At 37.5% G+C, this 18,596-nt stretch carries 16 protein-coding genes and 1 pseudogene; 6 read left to right on the forward strand and 11 right to left on the reverse strand.

Going from position 1 to position 18,596, the window contains the following annotated elements; all coding sequences use genetic code 11:
• The first annotated feature begins 397 nt into the window (after positions 1-397).
• A complete protein-coding gene (gyrA, locus tag F968_RS04050) occupies positions 398-3,112 on the forward strand; it encodes a DNA gyrase subunit A (RefSeq protein ID WP_004790593.1) in 2,715 nt (904 codons plus the stop codon).
• 51 nt (positions 3,113-3,163) lie between these two features.
• Here the strand turns inward: gyrA and F968_RS04055 are convergent, their stop codons facing one another.
• The 8 genes from F968_RS04055 to F968_RS04090 all read right to left on the reverse strand — a co-directional run bounded on the left by F968_RS04055 (position 3,164) and on the right by F968_RS04090 (position 12,074).
• Positions 3,164-4,810 carry an ArnT family glycosyltransferase gene (locus F968_RS04055; RefSeq protein WP_004790595.1) on the reverse strand — a complete coding sequence of 549 codons (1,647 nt, stop codon included), beginning with the start codon at positions 4,808-4,810 and terminating at the stop codon, positions 3,164-3,166.
• 9 nt (positions 4,811-4,819) lie between these two features.
• Positions 4,820-5,200, reverse strand: coding sequence for a GtrA family protein (locus F968_RS04060; protein ID WP_004790598.1), 381 nt, complete (start codon positions 5,198-5,200; stop codon positions 4,820-4,822).
• Positions 5,200-6,180, reverse strand: coding sequence for a glycosyltransferase family 2 protein (locus tag F968_RS04065; RefSeq protein ID WP_004790600.1), 981 nt, complete (start codon positions 6,178-6,180; stop codon positions 5,200-5,202). The genes F968_RS04060 and F968_RS04065 overlap by 1 nt, the downstream gene beginning before the upstream one ends.
• Entirely contained in the window at positions 6,177-6,971 is a 795-nt protein-coding gene (locus F968_RS04070; RefSeq protein ID WP_004790603.1) for a ChbG/HpnK family deacetylase, read from the reverse strand. The genes F968_RS04065 and F968_RS04070 overlap by 4 nt, the downstream gene beginning before the upstream one ends.
• Before the next feature lie 259 nt (positions 6,972-7,230).
• Positions 7,231-8,322, reverse strand: a complete 1,092-nt coding sequence (locus F968_RS04075; protein WP_004790605.1) for an A1S_2622 family ABC transporter permease subunit — start codon at positions 8,320-8,322, stop codon at positions 7,231-7,233.
• Positions 8,319-9,449: an ABC transporter permease gene (locus tag F968_RS04080; protein WP_212749649.1), complete on the reverse strand. Its 1,131-nt coding sequence runs from the start codon at positions 9,447-9,449 to the stop codon at positions 8,319-8,321. Before F968_RS04080 ends, F968_RS04075 begins: the two co-directional genes overlap by 4 nt.
• A 3-nt stretch (positions 9,450-9,452) precedes the next feature.
• Positions 9,453-10,574: an HlyD family secretion protein gene (locus F968_RS04085; protein WP_004790609.1), complete on the reverse strand. Its 1,122-nt coding sequence runs from the start codon at positions 10,572-10,574 to the stop codon at positions 9,453-9,455.
• Between the two features lie 12 nt (positions 10,575-10,586).
• Positions 10,587-12,074: a TolC family protein gene (locus tag F968_RS04090; protein WP_004790610.1), complete on the reverse strand. Its 1,488-nt coding sequence runs from the start codon at positions 12,072-12,074 to the stop codon at positions 10,587-10,589.
• 385 nt (positions 12,075-12,459) lie between these two features.
• On the opposite strand from F968_RS04090, the gene serC reads away from it, so the two are divergent.
• Positions 12,460-13,539 carry a 3-phosphoserine/phosphohydroxythreonine transaminase gene (serC, locus tag F968_RS04095; protein ID WP_004790611.1) on the forward strand — a complete coding sequence of 360 codons (1,080 nt, stop codon included), beginning with the start codon at positions 12,460-12,462 and terminating at the stop codon, positions 13,537-13,539.
• Between the two features lie 59 nt (positions 13,540-13,598).
• On the opposite strand, the gene F968_RS20315 is transcribed toward serC, so the two are convergent.
• Together F968_RS20315 and F968_RS04100 are read right to left on the reverse strand one after the other, a co-directional pair.
• Positions 13,599-13,745, reverse strand: a complete 147-nt coding sequence (locus tag F968_RS20315; protein ID WP_004790612.1) for a hypothetical protein — start codon at positions 13,743-13,745, stop codon at positions 13,599-13,601.
• Positions 13,746-13,778: 33 nt separating this feature from the next.
• Positions 13,779-14,720 (reverse strand): hypothetical protein, encoded by a 942-nt coding sequence (locus F968_RS04100; RefSeq protein WP_004790613.1) that lies wholly within the window; start codon positions 14,718-14,720, stop codon positions 13,779-13,781.
• 245 nt (positions 14,721-14,965) lie between these two features.
• Between F968_RS04100 and F968_RS04105 the strand changes: the two genes are divergently transcribed.
• Together F968_RS04105 and F968_RS04110 are read left to right on the forward strand one after the other, a co-directional pair.
• Entirely contained in the window at positions 14,966-15,454 is a 489-nt protein-coding gene (locus tag F968_RS04105; protein WP_081310814.1) for a YaiI/YqxD family protein, read from the forward strand.
• A 7-nt stretch (positions 15,455-15,461) separates the two neighbouring features.
• Positions 15,462-16,370, forward strand: a complete 909-nt coding sequence (locus F968_RS04110; protein ID WP_004790617.1) for a DMT family transporter — start codon at positions 15,462-15,464, stop codon at positions 16,368-16,370.
• Positions 16,371-16,399: 29 nt separating this feature from the next.
• Here the strand turns inward: F968_RS04110 and F968_RS20530 are convergent.
• Positions 16,400-16,480, reverse strand: a pseudogene (locus F968_RS20530) (PilZ domain-containing protein); the annotation flags it as partial.
• A gap of 149 nt (positions 16,481-16,629) precedes the next feature.
• Between F968_RS20530 and F968_RS04115 the strand changes: the two are divergent.
• Together F968_RS04115 and F968_RS04120 are read left to right on the forward strand one after the other, a co-directional pair.
• Positions 16,630-17,865 carry a lipoprotein-releasing ABC transporter permease subunit gene (locus F968_RS04115; protein ID WP_004790618.1) on the forward strand — a complete coding sequence of 412 codons (1,236 nt, stop codon included), beginning with the start codon at positions 16,630-16,632 and terminating at the stop codon, positions 17,863-17,865.
• Positions 17,858-18,544, forward strand: a complete 687-nt coding sequence (locus F968_RS04120) for an ABC transporter ATP-binding protein (RefSeq protein ID WP_004790619.1) — start codon at positions 17,858-17,860, stop codon at positions 18,542-18,544. The genes F968_RS04115 and F968_RS04120 overlap by 8 nt, the downstream gene beginning before the upstream one ends.
• The last annotated feature ends 52 nt before the right edge of the window (positions 18,545-18,596 follow it).

The raw sequence follows: 18,596 nt of genomic DNA on the forward strand, positions 1-18,596 counted from the left end.
TTTAAAGAAATTAAAGAATAATGGATTTACAGCAAGACGAGTATGTTCAAGCTAAATATTATGTATTTGGACTAATAAACTAAGTTTTGTTTTTAAGATTAGATGAAAAGTGCTCTAAAGAGAGCATTTTTATGTTGTCTATATTTTGGTCGAACTGTTGAGTTTTAAGAAATACATTTAAAACTAGAATTCTCTAATTTTAACTTATTAATTCTAATGAAATTTTTATTGTAAAAAAATGCTATTTTCAGATTGCTAAACTCCCAGTTAACGAGCAGTTTGTGCTATACTATACAGCTATATTTTTTCGATTTTAGTTCAGTTTTCAGAACTAAATTTTTTGCAAGATCAAGACATATTAGCAGATGGAAATTTCTATCTGTAAGAAGGAGTATGCATGAGCGTATCGGAAATCCGACCGATTGCCATTGAGGATGAACTCAAGCATTCATATTTAGATTACGCAATGAGTGTAATCGTATCTCGTGCATTGCCGGATGTGAGAGACGGTCTGAAACCTGTTCACCGTCGTGTGCTATTTGCCATGCACGAATTGGGCAATGACTATAACAAAGCCTACAAGAAATCTGCACGTGTTGTTGGGGACGTAATCGGTAAATATCACCCTCATGGTGACTCAGCTGTTTATGAAACTATTGTACGTATGGCTCAAGATTTTAGCTTACGTTATTTATTGGTAGATGGTCAGGGTAACTTCGGTTCGATCGATGGTGATAGCGCGGCTGCAATGCGTTATACCGAAGTCCGTATGACTAAGTTAGCGCACGAGCTTCTTGCAGATCTAGAAAAAGACACAGTTGACTGGGAAGATAACTACGACGGATCTGAGCGTATTCCTCAGGTACTTCCAACACGTGTTCCTAACCTGTTAATTAATGGCGCTGCTGGTATTGCCGTAGGTATGGCAACCAACATGGCACCGCATAACATGACAGAAGTTGTGAATGCATGCTTAGCCTATGCTGACAATCCGAATATCTCGATTGAAGGGTTGATGGAATACATTACTGGTCCTGATTTCCCTACAGGCGGTATTATTTACGGTAAATCAGGTATTGTTGATGCTTACCGTACAGGTAAAGGCCGACTACACATTCGTGGTAAGTACCATTTCGAAGAAGATGAAAAGACAGGCCGTACAACCATCGTCTTTACTGAAATTCCATATCAAGTTAACAAAGCAAGAGTTATTGAACGTATTGCTGAGTTAGTTAAAGAGAAAAAACTTGAAGGTATTTCAGAGCTTCGTGATGAGTCTGACAAAGATGGTATGCGTATTGCAATTGACTTGAAACGCGGTGAAAACGCAGAAGTCGTTGTAAATAACTTATTCTTAAATACGCAGCTTGAAAACTCATTCAGCATCAACATGGTTTGTCTTGATAACGGACAACCAAAATTGATGAATCTGAAAGATATTATTGCGGCATTTATTCGTCACCGCCAAGAAGTAGTGACACGCCGTACCATGTTCGAATTACGTAAAGCACGTGAACGTGGTCATATCTTAGAAGGCTTAACTGTTGCTTTAGCCAATATTGATGAAATTATTGAAACCATCAAAACTTCTGCTAACCCAGCTGAAGCGCGTGAGCGGTTACTAGCAGGTGAGTGGGCTGGTGGTGGCGTTATTTCTTTACTTGAAAAAGCTGGCGCTATTTCTGTTCGCCCAGATGAAATCGAAGGTGAAAACCCAGATCGTCCATTTGGTCTAACTGAATCAATTTACCGTTTATCACCAACGCAAGTGGGTGCAATTTTAGAATTGCGTTTACATCGTTTAACAGGTCTTGAGCAAGACAAATTACATGCAGAATATACTGAGATTTTAGGTCAAATTGCTGAACTTACAGCAATTCTTAATGATTTCAATTTATTGATGGCTGTAATTCGTGAAGAATTAGCGCAAGTACTACAACAGTATGGTGATGGTCGTCGTACAGAAATTATTGAATCACGTATTGATTTTAGCCGTGAAGATTTAATTCCTGAAGAACAAGTTGTATTAACGGTTTCACAAACAGGTTATGCAAAAACTCAACCACTTTCAGACTATCAGGCTCAGCGCCGTGGTGGACGTGGTAAGTCTGCAACCTCAATGAAAGATGATGACTTTATTCAACATCTGATTGTGGCTTCAAACCATGCGACTGTACTCTGCTTTACTAACGTAGGTAAAGTCTATCGTCTTCGTGTATTTGAAGTGCCTCAAGCATCACGTGGTGCTAAAGGCCGTCCGATTGTAAACTTGTTACCTTTAGATGCGAATGAAACGGTTACAGCTATCTTGCCGTTAACTGAGTTCCCAGAAAACCATTATGTATTTATGGCGACAGCTTCAGGTACGGTTAAACGTGTTGATTTGGAGCAGTTTGCTAACATTCGTTCAAATGGTTTACGCGCAATTGAATTGAATGAAGAAGATACCTTGATTGGTGTTGCGATTACTGATGGTAATCAGCAAATCATGTTGTTCTCGAATGAAGGTAAGGCAATTCGTTTTGCAGAAACTGACGTGCGTTCAATGGGTCGTACTGCTAAAGGCGTCCGTGGTATGCGTGTTAGCTTTGCAAGCAGCACTTTAAGTGAAGAAGATGCAGAAGTTGAAAATGATGAATCTGATGATAATGAAGATTCAGCAGATTTAAATGTAGTAAGTCGCATCGTATCGCTTGTTGTTGTTCCTGAAACGGGCGAAGTGCTGTGTGCGAGTGCCAATGGTTATGGTAAACGTACTCCTGTAAATGACTTCCCAACCAAAAAACGTGGTGGTAAGGGCGTTATTGCGATTAAGACAAGTGAACGTAATGGTGAGCTTGTAGGTGCAGTATCTATTGATGAAAGCAAAGAGCTGTTGCTTATTTCTGATGGCGGTACATTAGTTCGTACGCGTGCTGCTGAAGTTGCAATGACTGGTCGTAATGCACAAGGTGTTCGTCTGATTCGTTTAAGCGAAGAAGAAACTTTAGTGGGCGTTGTGTCTATTGAAGCTGTCGAAGATGAAGAAGAGTTTCTCGAAGGAGAAGTTGATACTTCAGAAGTAGATGGTGAAGATGCAGTTTCTACGAATGACGATGTGTCAGAAGAGTAAGTCTTAATTAAATAAAAAAGGAAGCGTAAGCTTCCTTTTTTATTGGGTTATTTATTTGTTTGAGTGGAAGATAAACACATCATAATTTCGATAATGGAGTGTCTTAACAGATGGATCTTTAGTTGCAAAATTATGAGGTTGACTTACGACAATCAAATCTTGCTTTTGCGTTAAAGCATCTTGAAGTTGTTGTTCACTCCATAAGTATTTTTTGCGTTGTGGTTCAAACAATAAACCATCTTTAATTTCTAAAGAAGCACTATCTGAATGTACTATATCCCATTGATTTACAATATATACAGGCTGTTTTAGCTGTAAAAGGAAAGGCACATCATAGAAATAGTAATTGTAGAAAACTATTTTTGTTGATGGTGTCATATATTCAGAAAAACTCGTTTGTCCCACATTATTTTTGGTATCTAAAATACGAACGGCAAAAGGGATTGAACTACACAAAACAATTAAACTGATAAAAATATAGTTCAAATAGTTTAATTTCTGCTTTTTATATAACCAGACTAAAGCCAGTGGAAGCATAACCAATAGCGCGCCAATGATATAAATAAATATCGATTGGTTTTGGAAAAAGGGTTGATGTACACGCATGAAATGCGGTGTAGTAGTAATACCTATTCCGACAAGCATAATAAATATAGATAAACCCCAAACCTGTAATTTGGTTTTATATTCACTTTCAAGTACTTGGTTGATAACAAGAGCCAAGAAAACAGCGAGTGGAGGCACAGCTGGTAAAATATAGCCAGCTAGTTTAGATGGAGGAATAGAGAAGAAAATTGTGACAGAAATAAACCACCATACAAGCAGGGCAAGTAAAGCGGATTGCTTGTAATTTTGAAATACGGCTTTAATAGATCCAAATCTACTCGAGAGAATCCATGGTAAAAAGCTGACAAATAAAATAAGCAGATAGAAACACCATGGTTGCTTATTATTAAACTCTTTTGAGCTAAATCGACTAAATTGTTGGTCGATAAAGAAATAATGCAAAAATTGAGGGTATTTAAGCTGAACTGCATAGAGCCATGGACTAACCAATAATATAAATAGCAAAATCGCCAAAGGGTTAAGCAATGAAGGGATTTTTTTCCATTGTTTGGTGTAAAGCAACCATGGTAAGAGAATCATGCCGGGAATCAAAACACCAATTAAACCTTTACTTAAGAACGCAGCCGCACCTGCAAAATATCCTAAAAATAAAATAGATTTACGCGCTGAAATTGTGAAATCAACAAAACATAAAACACTGACGGTAATCCATGACGCAAGTAGTAGGTCATGGTTAATATATTCACTACTACCAAAAAACAGTAAATTAGTGCCTAAAATAATGGCCGTAAGTTGTGCTACATGTTCTGAAATGTGCTTTCTAACGAATAAGAATAGACTGACTAGCATGAGTGTACCTGCTAGCACTGGAACTAATCTCAATACCCAAATATGCATACCGAACAGTTCCATAAATATAGAACTTAACCAGTGTAATAGAGGGGGCTTATGCATAAATGGCAAGCTATTGATACGGGGAATTAACCAATCTCCCGACTCAAACATAGATCGACTAATGTCTCCGTAGCGTCCTTCATCTGGTACAGAAAGAGGTCTTATCCAAGACAAAACAAACAACCAAATCGGTAAAAATATTAATAAGAATTTGGAACTACGAAGCCATTGCTGCATACATAATCCTTAATGTTGAAATGCAAAAAAACGGTTAAGCAAGAAAGTCACAATTGATGTCAGGACAATAGCTACACAAACCAAAGTTGAAATAGGGGTGCTGAAATACAAATTAGAAAGCAAGAGAAAGCTCTCATTAAATAAAAAACCTAATCCAGCGACTAACGTAAATTTGGGTAATGTTTGTCGATGAGAAATATGCTGGGCTTTAAAAGTAAAAATACGATGCCCAAAATAGCTCACCCAATAGGCAAGTAAAAAGGCGACTAAATTGGCATACTGCAATGCAATGTTTCGTTTAAACAAGAGCATGACAATACTGTAGTGCGTAAGTGCCGCCGCGGCCCCAGTCGTGGTAAACCGCGCGAGCTGAAAAATATGTGCAAACATTAGAAACTAGAGAACGTATTTTCTGAGTGAGTGATTGGGTGTTCTTGCTTAATACGAGAATGTTCGGTTGAAACAATATATTTTGGTCGATTTTTAACTTCTGCATAAATTCGGCCAATGTATTCACCTAAAATTCCAATGAATAACAATTGAATGCCACCTAATAGCGTCATGCCTGCTGCAAGAGTTGCCCAACCAGGAACAGAAATTCCTTCAATTAGGGTTTTAATAATGATCCAAACACCGTAACTCATAGCACCTAAAGCCAACAGGGCACCTAGATAAATACAAATTCGTAAAGGTAAATCTGAAAACCCAGTTAAACCAGACATTGCCAGATTAAATAATGCTTTCACGTTAAAACTAGAACGGCCGTGTTGACGATCTTGCTCTGAGAAATTGATCCCGATACTTTTAAAACCGACCCATGCATAAAGGCCTTTCATATAGCGATTTTTTTCTGGTAGTTGTTTAATCGCTTCAACAACTTTTGCGTCAAGAAGTCTAAAGTCACCAGCACTTTCAGGAATATCAATAGGCGAGCTTAAGTTTAAAATACGGTAGTAACCTTGAGTTAAGGTCCGTTTTAGCCATGATTCAGTGGTACGATTACGAATGCCATACACCATGTCATAACCATTTTTCCAAAGGTTAATCATGGTTGGAATGGCTTCAAAAGGATGTTGAAAGTCAGCATCAATCAGTAGTGCAACTTCACCATTTACATGGTCTAAACCTGCGCTTAAAGCAGCTTCCTTACCAAAATTTCGTGATAATTCCAGCACAACTAAAGGATAATCTTCGATCATTGTTTGCAAGATTGGAATAGTATCGTCCTTACTGCCATCATCGACCACAATAATTTCATAGCTAAGATTTTGTTGCTTTAAGCTGTTTGCTAAAGCTGGAATAAATGTCTTTAAATTCTCTGCTTCGTTATAAGCGGGAACAACGCAGGATAAAAAAGGTTTTGTGCTCATTGCATTGCCCTTAGTCTGGTAAGTTGAATGCCATTTTTCTGGCAATCAAGAGGGAACTGATCAGAACAAAAATATTGGTATTCTTGGATACGTGCATGCTGGATTGAATCTTGCTCACTTGGTGTAGAAAGTGAGGGATGGCACATAATCAGTAAGTGGTCTTTTGCTTGAGCAAGCCAATATTGATTCAGTTCGGCATAATCAGTTTGTTTAAAGTCATAGATACCAGCGAAATATTCATTTTGGCTAAACTGGTAGGTTTGGCATGCCTTTGCTAAGGCATTTGAGCCAAGTGCAGAAAGCATATGAGTTTTAAAACGATAATGGGGTAGATAAATTGGATGTTGTAAATTACGTATCCAACCAGTGAAATTTTTCTCTTTTAAAAGCTGTAGCAAAATATCCCGTATAAACGGAAATTGATGAATATGTTGGTGCCCATCAATAAAATCGGGTTGTTTTCCCATGACTGAAACAAATGCATCCCATTGCTCTTCAATACACTGAGTAATTAATTCACGGTTAAGATTTGATGACCATGCGCGAAACATGAGTGCTGGTAATGAGAAAACCGTATTACCTGAAGTAAACGCATGAGTGAAATTTAAATGTAAGCCAATATCAATTTGATTCGAGAAAGGTTTAAGTTTGGCAGCAGCTGTTTCCCAGAGTTCAGATTGGGTCATACATGAGGTCGCTTGCAGTGCTCCTCTTTCAATTAACTGAATAATTGCATGAGATATCTCTGCATTCATTGCAAAGTCATCTGCGCAATAACATACCTTTGCCATATCAAATTCCGTCATAGAAAAGGGTAGCAGAGTTACCCTTTTAGGCTGCTGAAAAACTAAACAGTTTTACTATGGAGAAATTTCCTTAATTTCAACTTAAAGTTTTTTTAAGGTTTTATGACAATTGTTACTAATTAATAATTTGAATTTATTGGTTTTTTTATATTTTTATGGTCAATAATTTTTAAGAAATGACTTTTATCTATCAGATTTCATAGTAAATAAAAATATAATTTATGCTCCAAGTTTAGAAAACTCTTCACTTGGAGGCTTTTAAACGTGAATATGCCCAGATTAAAAAAATAAGACCGATTGTCGTAAGAAATATCAGTTTTGGTACAACTGTGGCTAACGGAACACCCATCTGATTAAGTTGTACAAACATTTGTACTCCATGTGTTGATGGTAAACACCACGCGAACCATTGTAGCCATTCAGGCATTGCTTGATGTGGCCATGCAGCGCCAGTTAATAAGAATAAGGGTACAGAGCTAAACACAATAATATGTCCAGCACGTTCTGGCATGTCTAAAAGTGAACCGATCAACATGCCTAATCCAATCACACAGCTAATAAAAATAGGAACAGCAACGAGTAAACCTGTGAAGTTTCCACCGTGTGGATAGTCGTTGAACCATAAGGTAAAACCAAAAAGATAAAAACTGCTTAAACAACCAATAGTAAACAGGCTGGCGAAAATTCCAGCGAAGCGAACAGCTGTAATTTTTTGGTGTTGCTCACGGTAGCTTGCAATCAACATCGCTAAACCTAACACAATGGTTTGATGAATAATTAAAGATGCAACAGCCGGAAAAATATAACTTCCATATCCTGAAAGGGGATTAAATAAAGGAACCTGATGGATAGAAAGTGCGGGTTGGAAATGAGTACGCTCTCCAAATTTTTCGACATATTCTTTTAAGGTGGCTTCAATGGAGGTAGCTAGGCCTAAACCAATTTCTTTAGTTTTTAAAAAGTTCGTTGTACTCAAATATAAGCCAATTCCGCCCGTTTCTCCACGGCGTAAGCTTTGCGTTAAGTTGCTTGGTAAAAGTAAAATACCATCGGCTTTTTGTTCACGAACCATTTGTTCTGCTTGTAAGAAGTTGCTTGTAACGGTAACAATATGAACATGCGGGCTATTTGCACTTTGACCGATTAATTGAGAAGTTAAAAGGCTTTGCTCTTCATCAACAATTACGATTGGAATTGATTCTGCCCGCTCAGCTTTATAGGCAGTAGGGTAAAAAAAACTATAAAGAATGACCGATAAAATCAGAGTCGTGAAAACTGAACTATTCCCTACAATATCTTTAAAAGTTTGCAAATATGCATTTAAAAACTCTTTCATTGTGCTGCTCCCTGAATTAGTTTTTTAAGAAGCAAACAACTTAAGAAGAAATAAATAAGGCAATAACCCATAAGTATTAAAAAAGGAATCATAGAAATGAAAACTGGACTTCCAATCACCCATTGTTCAGTTTGCAGCTTGGCATAAGGGGTATAGGGAATAATGAGTGACCAAAATTTGGTAAAAATAGGAGCATTATTCAAAGGTAGTGTAACGCCTGCGAAACTTAAAGATGACCCACCATAGACAGCGATAAAGCCAAAAGTTTTGCTTAAATTTTTGGTTGCTAAAATAACTGTGCTGCTAATCAAAGCGTAGGCAAAATAAAGTAGGAACTGTGCAGATAGCAATAAACTAAGAGAACCCGCTACAAACCAGCCACGGATTTCGACTAGCCAAAACATCCATAACCATGTCCAGAAACAAAAAATAAGGCTATAGAGCAAATTTTTAGCCAATAAGCCTTGAATAAAACTTTCTCGGTTTACCCACGATGTTAATGTGCCACGTTTCAGTTCTTGTCCAATGGCAAAGGCAACACAGCAGCATAGCAATAGATGTAATACAGCTGGAACCATGAAGGGTTCTAAATAAAACTCATAGCTCATGCTTGGGTTATAGAGCGTTGAGATTTTGACATGAGCCGTAGGAACATCTAAATAGGGAATATTATTTGCGAGATAACTCTGGCCTGCGTAGTCTGCTAAAGCATTGAGGGTGCTGACCAACATTGCGGAGGAAATCGTATTCCCGACACTAAAAAAAGACTGGTTAAATGCAATGCTGATTTGAGCATCTTGCGCTTTCACAAAGCGTTTTTCAGCGCCGTCTGGAATGAAAACATAGCCCCAGATTTTTGTTTCATTGAGTAGTTGTTCCGCTTCTGTGGAGCTTGCCGTAATTGTTTTAATCTCTACCGTATGATTCAACGAAAGATACTTTTCAATATTACGGCTAAGTTCACTTTGGTCCTGATCAATAATCGCAATTGGTAAGTGTTCAGCTTTACCTGCGTAAAACATGCTGCTAAACATAAAAATGATAAAAGCGGGGATGAGTGTCACCATACACAAATCCCATTTGTTGCTTTTTAGATAGTTTAGTTCACGTAATATACTGGCAAACATGCGTTATTTTTCTTCTTTAATTTTAAATAGAACACTCATCCCAACTTTTAAATCTTGCACTGGACGCTCAGGCACAAGATGCAATTTAAAGCTGCGAATATCATAGCCTCCAGTTTGGCGAGTCGTTTTTATGGTGGCAAATTCACCTTCAGCATCTATATTCTTAATTTTAAAATTCACACTCTGATTAAGTGCTGGAATGAATCCTTCAAGGGTTTTATTTTTATAAACAGAGGCATATTGATTTTCACCCACGTTTAAACTTACCCATAAATCATCATCTTCTAAAATGCTGACAACAGGTACACCCATAGCAACTAATTCAGAAGGTTTGCCATAAGTTTTTGAAACCGTACCTGAAATAGGAGAGAGTAAACGTGTCTCTTCCTCTAACGCTTTTGCTTCACCTACAGCTGCTTTTGCAATTTCAACCTGTGCATCTGCTGTAGATTTTTGTTGGCTCGTACTGCCACGTTTTGCGCGAGCATATTGTTGATAAGAGGCTTCACTTAATTCTTGAGCAGAGGTCTGTGCTGCGAGCATTTCATCTCGTCTTTGACGCGAAATTACCCCTTGTCTATATAAATTTTCCCCACGTTGGTAAGTGGTTTTTGCAAGGTTTGCTTGTGCTTTCGTGCTTTGCCAGTTGGCATAAAGAGTATCGATATTCTCTTGTTGAGAACCACGATCTACCGTAGATTGAAATGCTAAAGCAGATTGTAAGGTAGCCAAAGCTTGTTGCTTTTTAGCTTCTATTTCCGGGCTAACTAAACGAACAAGTGGCTGGCCTTTGGAAATTTTTTGGCCTTCTTGTACATAAATTTCTTCAATACGACTCGGAACTTTTGTGCTTACGTGAATTGTTTCGGCTTCAACTCGGCCTTGTAGTTCAATAGGCTTTGGCTGATAACTTTTCCATAAACCAAAAATAATTAAACCTAATAGGGCAATAATGATCAAACCAATAATCAGTTTAATTTTTGAATTTTTAGGTGGTGTGGAATCACTTTTATTTGTGCTTGATTCTTGCTGATCACCAGCTTGGTCATCTTTTTGAACTTGGTTGGTTTCTGCTGTATCCGCAACAGGAGCATCTTGTTCTGAATGAGCTGAGTCTTGATTCATTTTATACTCCCCTTAACGAATATAGTCGGTATGTGGTTGATTAACGTAAGCTTTAAACTGGTCAATTGAGCCGTGACTTTGTAGTAAGGTTGCGAGTGACATGACATATTTATAAGCATTTAAAGCCATTTCAGTTTTTAACGCACTTAATGCATTTTGTGCATCAATCACTTGGGTTGCTGTACCCATTCCTTCACGAAAAGACAGTTCTTGAATACGTAAGTTTTCTTGAGCAGCATTTACGTTTCTTTGTAAGAGCTGATGACTTTGCTGAGCAGAGTTAAGTTCGTTATATGACTTATTCAAAAGAGCTTCGATCTCTTGTTTAGTTCGTTCAGTCATGAGTTCAGAGGCATAGCGCTTCAATTCGGCAGCATGAATATTCTTATTTTTATCTACACCTGAAAATAAATTGTATTTTGCCATTACACCGACAATCCAATTTTCATTTTTATCGAGAGCATATTCACCAAAGGCAAAAAGACTTGGTTTTTTTGCAGCTTCCTGAGCTTGAATATTTACATTAGCCAGTTGAGTATCCATCTGCATTTTTTGTACAAGGCTAGATTTTTGTGAATAACTGCTTAAAAGTGATTCTAGAGACTGGCTTGGGGTGTTGTTTACAAATAATGGTGTACTTAAATCAATATTATTTTGTTGATGTAAAAGATTATTAAGACTAAAGCGACTGGCATTTAAGTTGGCTTGAGTATTTTGTAAAGTACGTTCCGCATTATTACGCGCGACTTCAAATTGCATGCGTTGCCCTTTACTAATAAATCCCTGTTGCTCGAGCTTTAGGGCATTGCTGTAATGTTTTTGCATTGCATTAAAGTTAAATAAGCTACTCGCTACCAGTTGCTGCTGTAATTGAACATTAAAATAGCTTTGTACCACTTCAAACCGCTGTATATCTTGTTGTTGCTGGCTTGAAAGCTCTGAACGCTGTGCTTGAATATTTGCTAGTTTTTTTGCACTACTGGTTAAGCCACCTGTATAGAGTGGCATAACGACTGAAATAGAAGGGCGTACAACCTGATCTTCAATGGTCAGATTCGCATAATCTGGAAATCGATTTATACCGTCATGTATGGTTTGATTGGCGCCTTCTTGAACTTGTCCCAGCACATCCGATGGAATGACATTGTTCCACTGTGAAAGTTTGTCATTCAGCCCTTGGCTTAAATCATTCTCAAGTTTTTGTTTAAAAGAGCCAAGAGGTACATCTGTTTCACTATGAAAAGCATATGCTCTCACATTTAAATCAACTCGAGGTAATCCGAGGCCCTTTACTGCTTCAGCTTCTAATTGAGATGCTTGCTGTAATGCTTGGTTGGCTTGGGTGCTATATGAACTTTTCAAAGCTTGTTGTTCTGCTTCTGCATAACTTAAGCTTTGGGCATATAAATGATTAGTAAAAAAAAAGCCTAAAGCCAAAGCAAGATGTTTAGGTTTAAATGAAAAGGGAAAAATAGACTGTCTATATCGATGTGCTGGCATTTTGAATAACAATTTCTGGCATCCCTTATAGTTTAAATTTCTTGTTATTAAATTCAATTATCATATTGTTTATTATACATTTGTATAAAAACATTTTGATTTTAGCTCCTTTAATTATTGAATTTACTAAGCCAATATTTTTTCTAATATCTATCAAGGTATGTGAAATTATAATCACAAGTCAAGTTGATCTTTTTGCTTAAAAATCTTTTTAAATTTGGAAGGCAGTATTTAAAAGTAAGTAAATAACGACATCAATAATTGAAAAAATAAACTTAAATACAGTCCAGCATTGAAATATTTACTTGAGAAGCTGCTGCAAGCTTAAGCAATCTGTGGTTAAATGCCATTTTTATTGTGTTTGACTTTATACAAGGGAAAAATCATGCGCGCGTACAATTTCTGTGCTGGTCCTGCTGCATTACCTACTGCCGTTTTAGAAAAAGCTCAACAAGAATTGTTGGATTGGCAGGGTAAAGGTCTATCCATCATGGAAATGAGTCACCGTAGTGCTGACTATGTTGCTGTGGCTGAAAAAGCTGAAGCAGATTTACGCAAGTTAATGAATATTCCAGAAAACTATAAGGTACTGTTTTTACAAGGCGGTGCGTCATTACAATTTTCAGCGATTCCTTTAAACCTTTTAGGTAAGAACAGTAAAGCTGATTATATTGATACAGGCATCTGGTCTGAAAAAGCGTTAAAAGAAGCTCAACGTTATGGCGACGTTAATGTTGTAAAAGCTGGTATTAAAGTAGATGGTAAGTTCGCAATTTCTGATCAAAGCGAATGGAATTTGTCTGATGATGCAGCCTATGTACATTATGCGGATAATGAAACGATTGGTGGCTTACAGTTCGCAGGAATTCCTGATGTAAAAGCTCCACTTGTTTGTGATTATTCATCAAGTATTTTATCTGCTCCATTAGATGTGACCAAGTTTGGTTTAATCTATGCTGGCGCACAAAAAAATATTGGTCCTGCTGGTTTAACAATTGTCATTATTCGTGATGACTTACTTGATCAAGCTAAACCAGAAATTCCAAGCATTTTAAAATATGGTGACCAAGCGAAAAATGGTTCTATGGTAAATACTCCATCGACTTACGCTTGGTACTTGTCTGGTTTGGTATTTGAATGGTTGCTAGAGCAGGGTGGGGTAGATGCTATCCATAAAGTTAACCTGGAAAAAGCTCAGTTGTTATATGGTTATATCGACTCAAGTGATTTCTACAATAACCCGATTGCAATTCCGAACCGTTCAATTATGAACGTACCGTTTACCTTGGCAGATGAAGCTTTAGACAAGCAATTCTTAAAAGAAGCCGAAGCAAACCATTTGTTGAATTTAGCTGGACACCGTTCTGTAGGTGGTATGCGTGCAAGTATTTATAATGCTGTACCATTAGAAGGCGTACAGGCTTTAATTAGCTTTATGGATGATTTTGCAAAACGTAATGGTTAAGCAAATCAAATAAATAAAGCCCTCAAATGAGGGCTTTATTTTTGAATAAATTTTATAAACTAAAAAGGCACTAAACCAAGTTGGTGCATGAATATGGCAGCTAAAAACATACCCAATACAAAAAAGCAAAACGCACCAGTATCGACCTTTACGCGCAGGCTACTAGATTGAATGAGGCTGGTAGTTTGTTCGGGTATAATCTTCATTCAATAACCTAATTATTAAAATATTAGTGAAATTCAATTAGTTTCACCCTTTTTAGCACAAATAGTCGCCTGAATCCAGATATTACCGCGAATATATTCGCCAATATTAAAGTTTTTATACAAATCGTTTTTGGTCGCAATGCGCACTAATATGGCAGGAAGATCATCTTCTAAAACCAAAGTGACATCATAAAGGGTATATTCTGCCCCCATAAATGTCATAGAAGTTTTGCCAACAATATTACCTTGGAACCATGCTTCATCTTCTTGACCAAGATTTTCACCATATAAATATGCGACCATTTTAGAAAAATCAACAGTTACAGGTTCTTGATCTTCTGGGGTTTTTGGCTGCCATTCATTAATGAGTTCCTGTAAGTTTTCAGGAGCAATACCATTATGTTCAGTCAAGATTGCATTTAATGCACGGTGATGTTTAATTGAAGCTGGGTCGTCAACAACAATTTTCTCGCCTGCTGGAACCGGTTCTAATTCATAAGCCCATGCATTAAATTGAACTTGATAGTTTTGATTTTTGTCATATTGACAAGCGTTAACGCTAAATAAATTATCAAATGCATAAACAGTTGTATTTTTATTTAGTCTTAAACTTAACACAGCTTGCGTTGCAGAGTCACAAGTAATGATACGTTCAATTTTTGCATTATATTGATATGGACTTTCAAAACTTGGAAACGCTGTTTTGAGTGCTCGAGGCTTTTGGTTTTCAACAGCAATAATCTGGTTGATTGTAACTTTTTGGTTTTGTGGGCCTTGAATCAACCAAAAAGATTGATCCATATCTTCTTCATGTTCGCATAAGCCCATCGGCATTACAGGTGCATCAAGTGCTAGTCCTAACCATTTTGGTACATCTGTTTCAGGATGGGACGTCAATAGATTCCAATGTTCGCCATGACTACCAAAATTTTGGTCATTTACTTTAATTACTTCTGGACTGTTTTGATTTTTCATAAGCACGATGCTGTTGGGTTCACATTACTTGTTATATTAAATCGAGGGTGTTTACTATTTTTCAAGTCATCATGTGTAAATTCTCTTGTAAAAGCACATATTTAGTCATTTAAAGAGAAATGCGGCTTCTATTTATAAATTAAAAGGAAGCTTCATCTATAAAAACTTGAATGTTGAAATTAAAAATAAGTTTAATGTTTATTTCTACTCACCTTCGAAAAGCATCTGTTAGACTTAGATTTTTAGTGGAAATAGAGAATAACGTGCTGCCATTTAAGCTATGGGTAGACGCAGACGCCTTACCAAAAATTTTACGTGAAGTAATTTTGCGTGCATCAGATCGTTATCAATTAGAAGTTATTTTTGTTGCCAATCAGAATGTTGGGATTACACCTTCTGTTCGTATTAAGTCAATACAAGTTTTAAGTGGCGCTGATCAGGCCGATAAAGAAATAGTCGATCGTATGATTGAAAATGACATTGTCATTACACAAGATATTCCACTGGCAGCTCAAGTGATTGAGAAAGGGGGCGTTGCTATTCATCCACGTGGTGAAGTTTATACAACCGCGAATGTTAAAGCACGTTTACATCTGCGTGATTTCATGGATACGCTTCGTGGTGCGGGTGTGCAAACTGGTGGGCCGCCGCCTATTTCCGAACGAGATAAGCGTGAATTTTCAAGTTCATTAGATCAAACAATTTTAAAGCAAAAACGTAAAACAGCTAAGTGAGCATCACATGCCATCGCAAACCAATTTGGCTTTAACTTATGCCTTGTTAGTGTTCATTTGGGCAACCACTCCATTGGCTATTGTTTGGAGTGTGTCTGATTTACATCTGATGTGGGCATTGTTGTTACGCTTTTTTATTGCATTGCCTTTGGCTGTCATCATATTACTGATTTTAAGAACACCTTTTCCGACTCATCGACAAGCAGTTCATAGCTACATTGCCGGATCTTTTAGCTTAATTGGCTCCCAAATTTTTACTTATGCTGCAACTCAATATTTAAGTTCAGGCATGATTGCACTTATGTTTGGCTTAGCACCTATTATGGCAGGACTTATTGGTCGGTTTGCATTTGGCCAACAACTTTATAAGCTGCAATGGTTGGGTATGGCAATTGCGGTCAGTGGGTTAGCCATTATTTGTCTGAGCGGTGCAAATCAGCATGTGCATCCGTTTGGTATTGTCCTTATGCTGATCAGTGTGTTTGTTTATTCTTTTTCAATTTTCTGGGTTAAGAAAGTTAATGCTCAGATCCAGCCGATGGCTCAGGCAACAGGTTCTATTTTAGTGTCTTCTATTTTTGCTAGTTGTTTTATTCCATTTATTTGGCAATATGCACCGACACATTTGCCAGAAACTAAATCTTTATTTGCTCTAATTTATACGGTACTCATGGCTTCATTAGTCGCCATGTTTTGTTATTTCAAACTTATACAAAATATTCAGCCAACGACATTATCTTTAACGACAGTAATTACACCAATGTTAGCTATGATGATTGGAGCTGCTTTAAATCATGAACAACTTTCGATTATGGTTTTTGTAGGGGCTTTAATTATCTTGTCTGGGCTCTTTTTATATTTCTATAAAGACATTCAGGCAAACCGGAACTTTGCTCAACATATGAAGTCTAAATAGGAGAAGATTTGGGTAATTTGTTGAGCTTATTCATTAAATTGTTCTAATTCGTAGCGAAATGCATGATCAAATTGATCTCCTAACTTAAGTAGTAGAAAATAGCGCAGCAATATAATATTAGGATTGTTAAGGAAAGATCAGAACTTACTGATTTTTAAACCTTAATACAGCATCTAACGATATGGCCAAATAGTAAATGTGAATGTAATTTAACATTGGCATCTGCTATTTCCCATCAATCACCTTGGATTTAGAAGGTATGTTTAAACCAATCTCACTGTATATAGGGTTGAGATATACTCGCGCAAGACGCAGTAATCATTTTATTTCTTTTATTGCATTGGTTTCGATGGTCGGTTTGACACTAGGTGTCGCAGTGTTGATTACGGTACTTTCTGTAATGAACGGTTTCGATCGCGAATTGAAAAACCGTGTTTTGGGAATGGTGCCGCAAGCGACAGTTTCATCTACACAAATCCTCACGGATTGGCCTGAACTGGTAAAACGAGTTGAACATCATCCACATGTAACTGGGGTTGCACCTTTTACCCAATTGCAAGGTATGTTAACCGCGCAAGGGCAAGTCGCTGGTATTATGGTGACGGGTATTGACCCAAAATATGAAAAGAATGTTTCTATTATTCAAAATCATATTGTTGCCGGGAGTCTAGATTCACTTAAAAAGGGTGAGTTTGGTATTGTGCTTGGTAAAGATATGGCTGACTCATTAGGCTTACGTCTAAATGACAGTGTGACATTGGTTTTACCTGAAGCAACACCATCTCCAGCCGGTGTTGTTCCTCGTTTCAAGCGTTTTAAAGTGGTGGGTATTTTTAGTGTAGGCGCTGAAGTCGATTCTATGGTGGGTTATATCGCCCTATATGATGCTTCAACCTTATTGCGCTTACCTGATGGTGCTCAAGGCGTTCGTTTAAAACTAGATGATATTTTTGCAGCGCCACAAGTTGCCGATGATTTGGTAAAAAGTTTACCAAGCAATTTCTATGCAACGAACTGGACCTATACGCATGGCAACCTGTTTAATGCCATCCAAATGGAAAAAACACTAGTTGGTTTATTGCTTGTACTTATCATTGTGGTTGCAGCATTTAATATTGTTTCGTCGTTAGTCATGGTTGTGACTGATAAAAAATCAGATATTGCCATTTTACGTACGTTAGGTGCGTCGCCGTCGATGATTACTAAAATCTTTATGGTGCAAGGCACCGTGATTGGTGTGATTGGTACAGTTGCAGGTACGGTTTTAGGTGTAATTTTAGCTTTAACCATTAGTGATATCATTTCTTGGTTTAACAATGTGTTGGGCTTAAATCTATTTGATGCTTACTTCGTGCATTACCTTCCTTCTTATTTAAGATGGCAAGATGTGACGATTATCGTGATTGTTTCTTTACTTTTAAGCTTCTTGGCGACTATCTATCCGGCGCTTCGTGCTGCCAAAGTTCAACCTGCCGAGGCATTGCGCTATGAGTAAAATTGTTTTAGAAGCAAAAGAAATATATAAACATTTTGATGACGGTAAATCTAAGGTTGAAGTCATTAAAGGTCTTTCTTTACAAGTTGAAGCAGGGCAGTTTGTTTCAATTGTTGGTGCGAGTGGTTCAGGTAAAAGTACTTTGCTTCATGCGTTAGGTGGTCTAGAGCAACCAACACAGGGACAAGTATTCTTAAATGGTCAGCGTTTTGATAATTTAGGTGAAGCCGAACGTGGTTTTCAACGTAACAAATACCTTGGTTTTGTTTATCAATTCCACCACTTATTACCTGAGTTTTCTGCACTTGAAAATGTAGCAATGCCTTTAATGCTTCGAGCAGACAGTCAATACAAATTGGTAAAGGCGCAAGCTGAATATTTACTAGATCGAGTGGGATTATCTCACCGTATGGATCATAAACCTGGTGAGCTTTCAGGTGGTGAGCGACAGCGTGTGGCTTTGGCGCGTGCTTTAGTCACTAAACCTGCCGTAGTTTTAGCGGATGAGCCAACGGGTAATTTGGACCGTAAAACAGCTGTTGGTATTTTCGAATTGCTGACTGATCTTAAGAAAGAGCTCAATATGGCTATGCTCATTGTGACTCATGATGAGCAGTTGGCTCAGGCAGCAGATTCAATCTTGCATATGGAAGATGGTCTGTGGGTCAGCGGTTCTTAAAAAATTGTCATTAAATCACATTGTTAAAGCCCACGCAGTTGGGCTTTAATTT

It is taken from the genome of Acinetobacter sp. NIPH 817, from assembly GCF_000368405.1.
Classification (GTDB): domain Bacteria; phylum Pseudomonadota; class Gammaproteobacteria; order Pseudomonadales; family Moraxellaceae; genus Acinetobacter.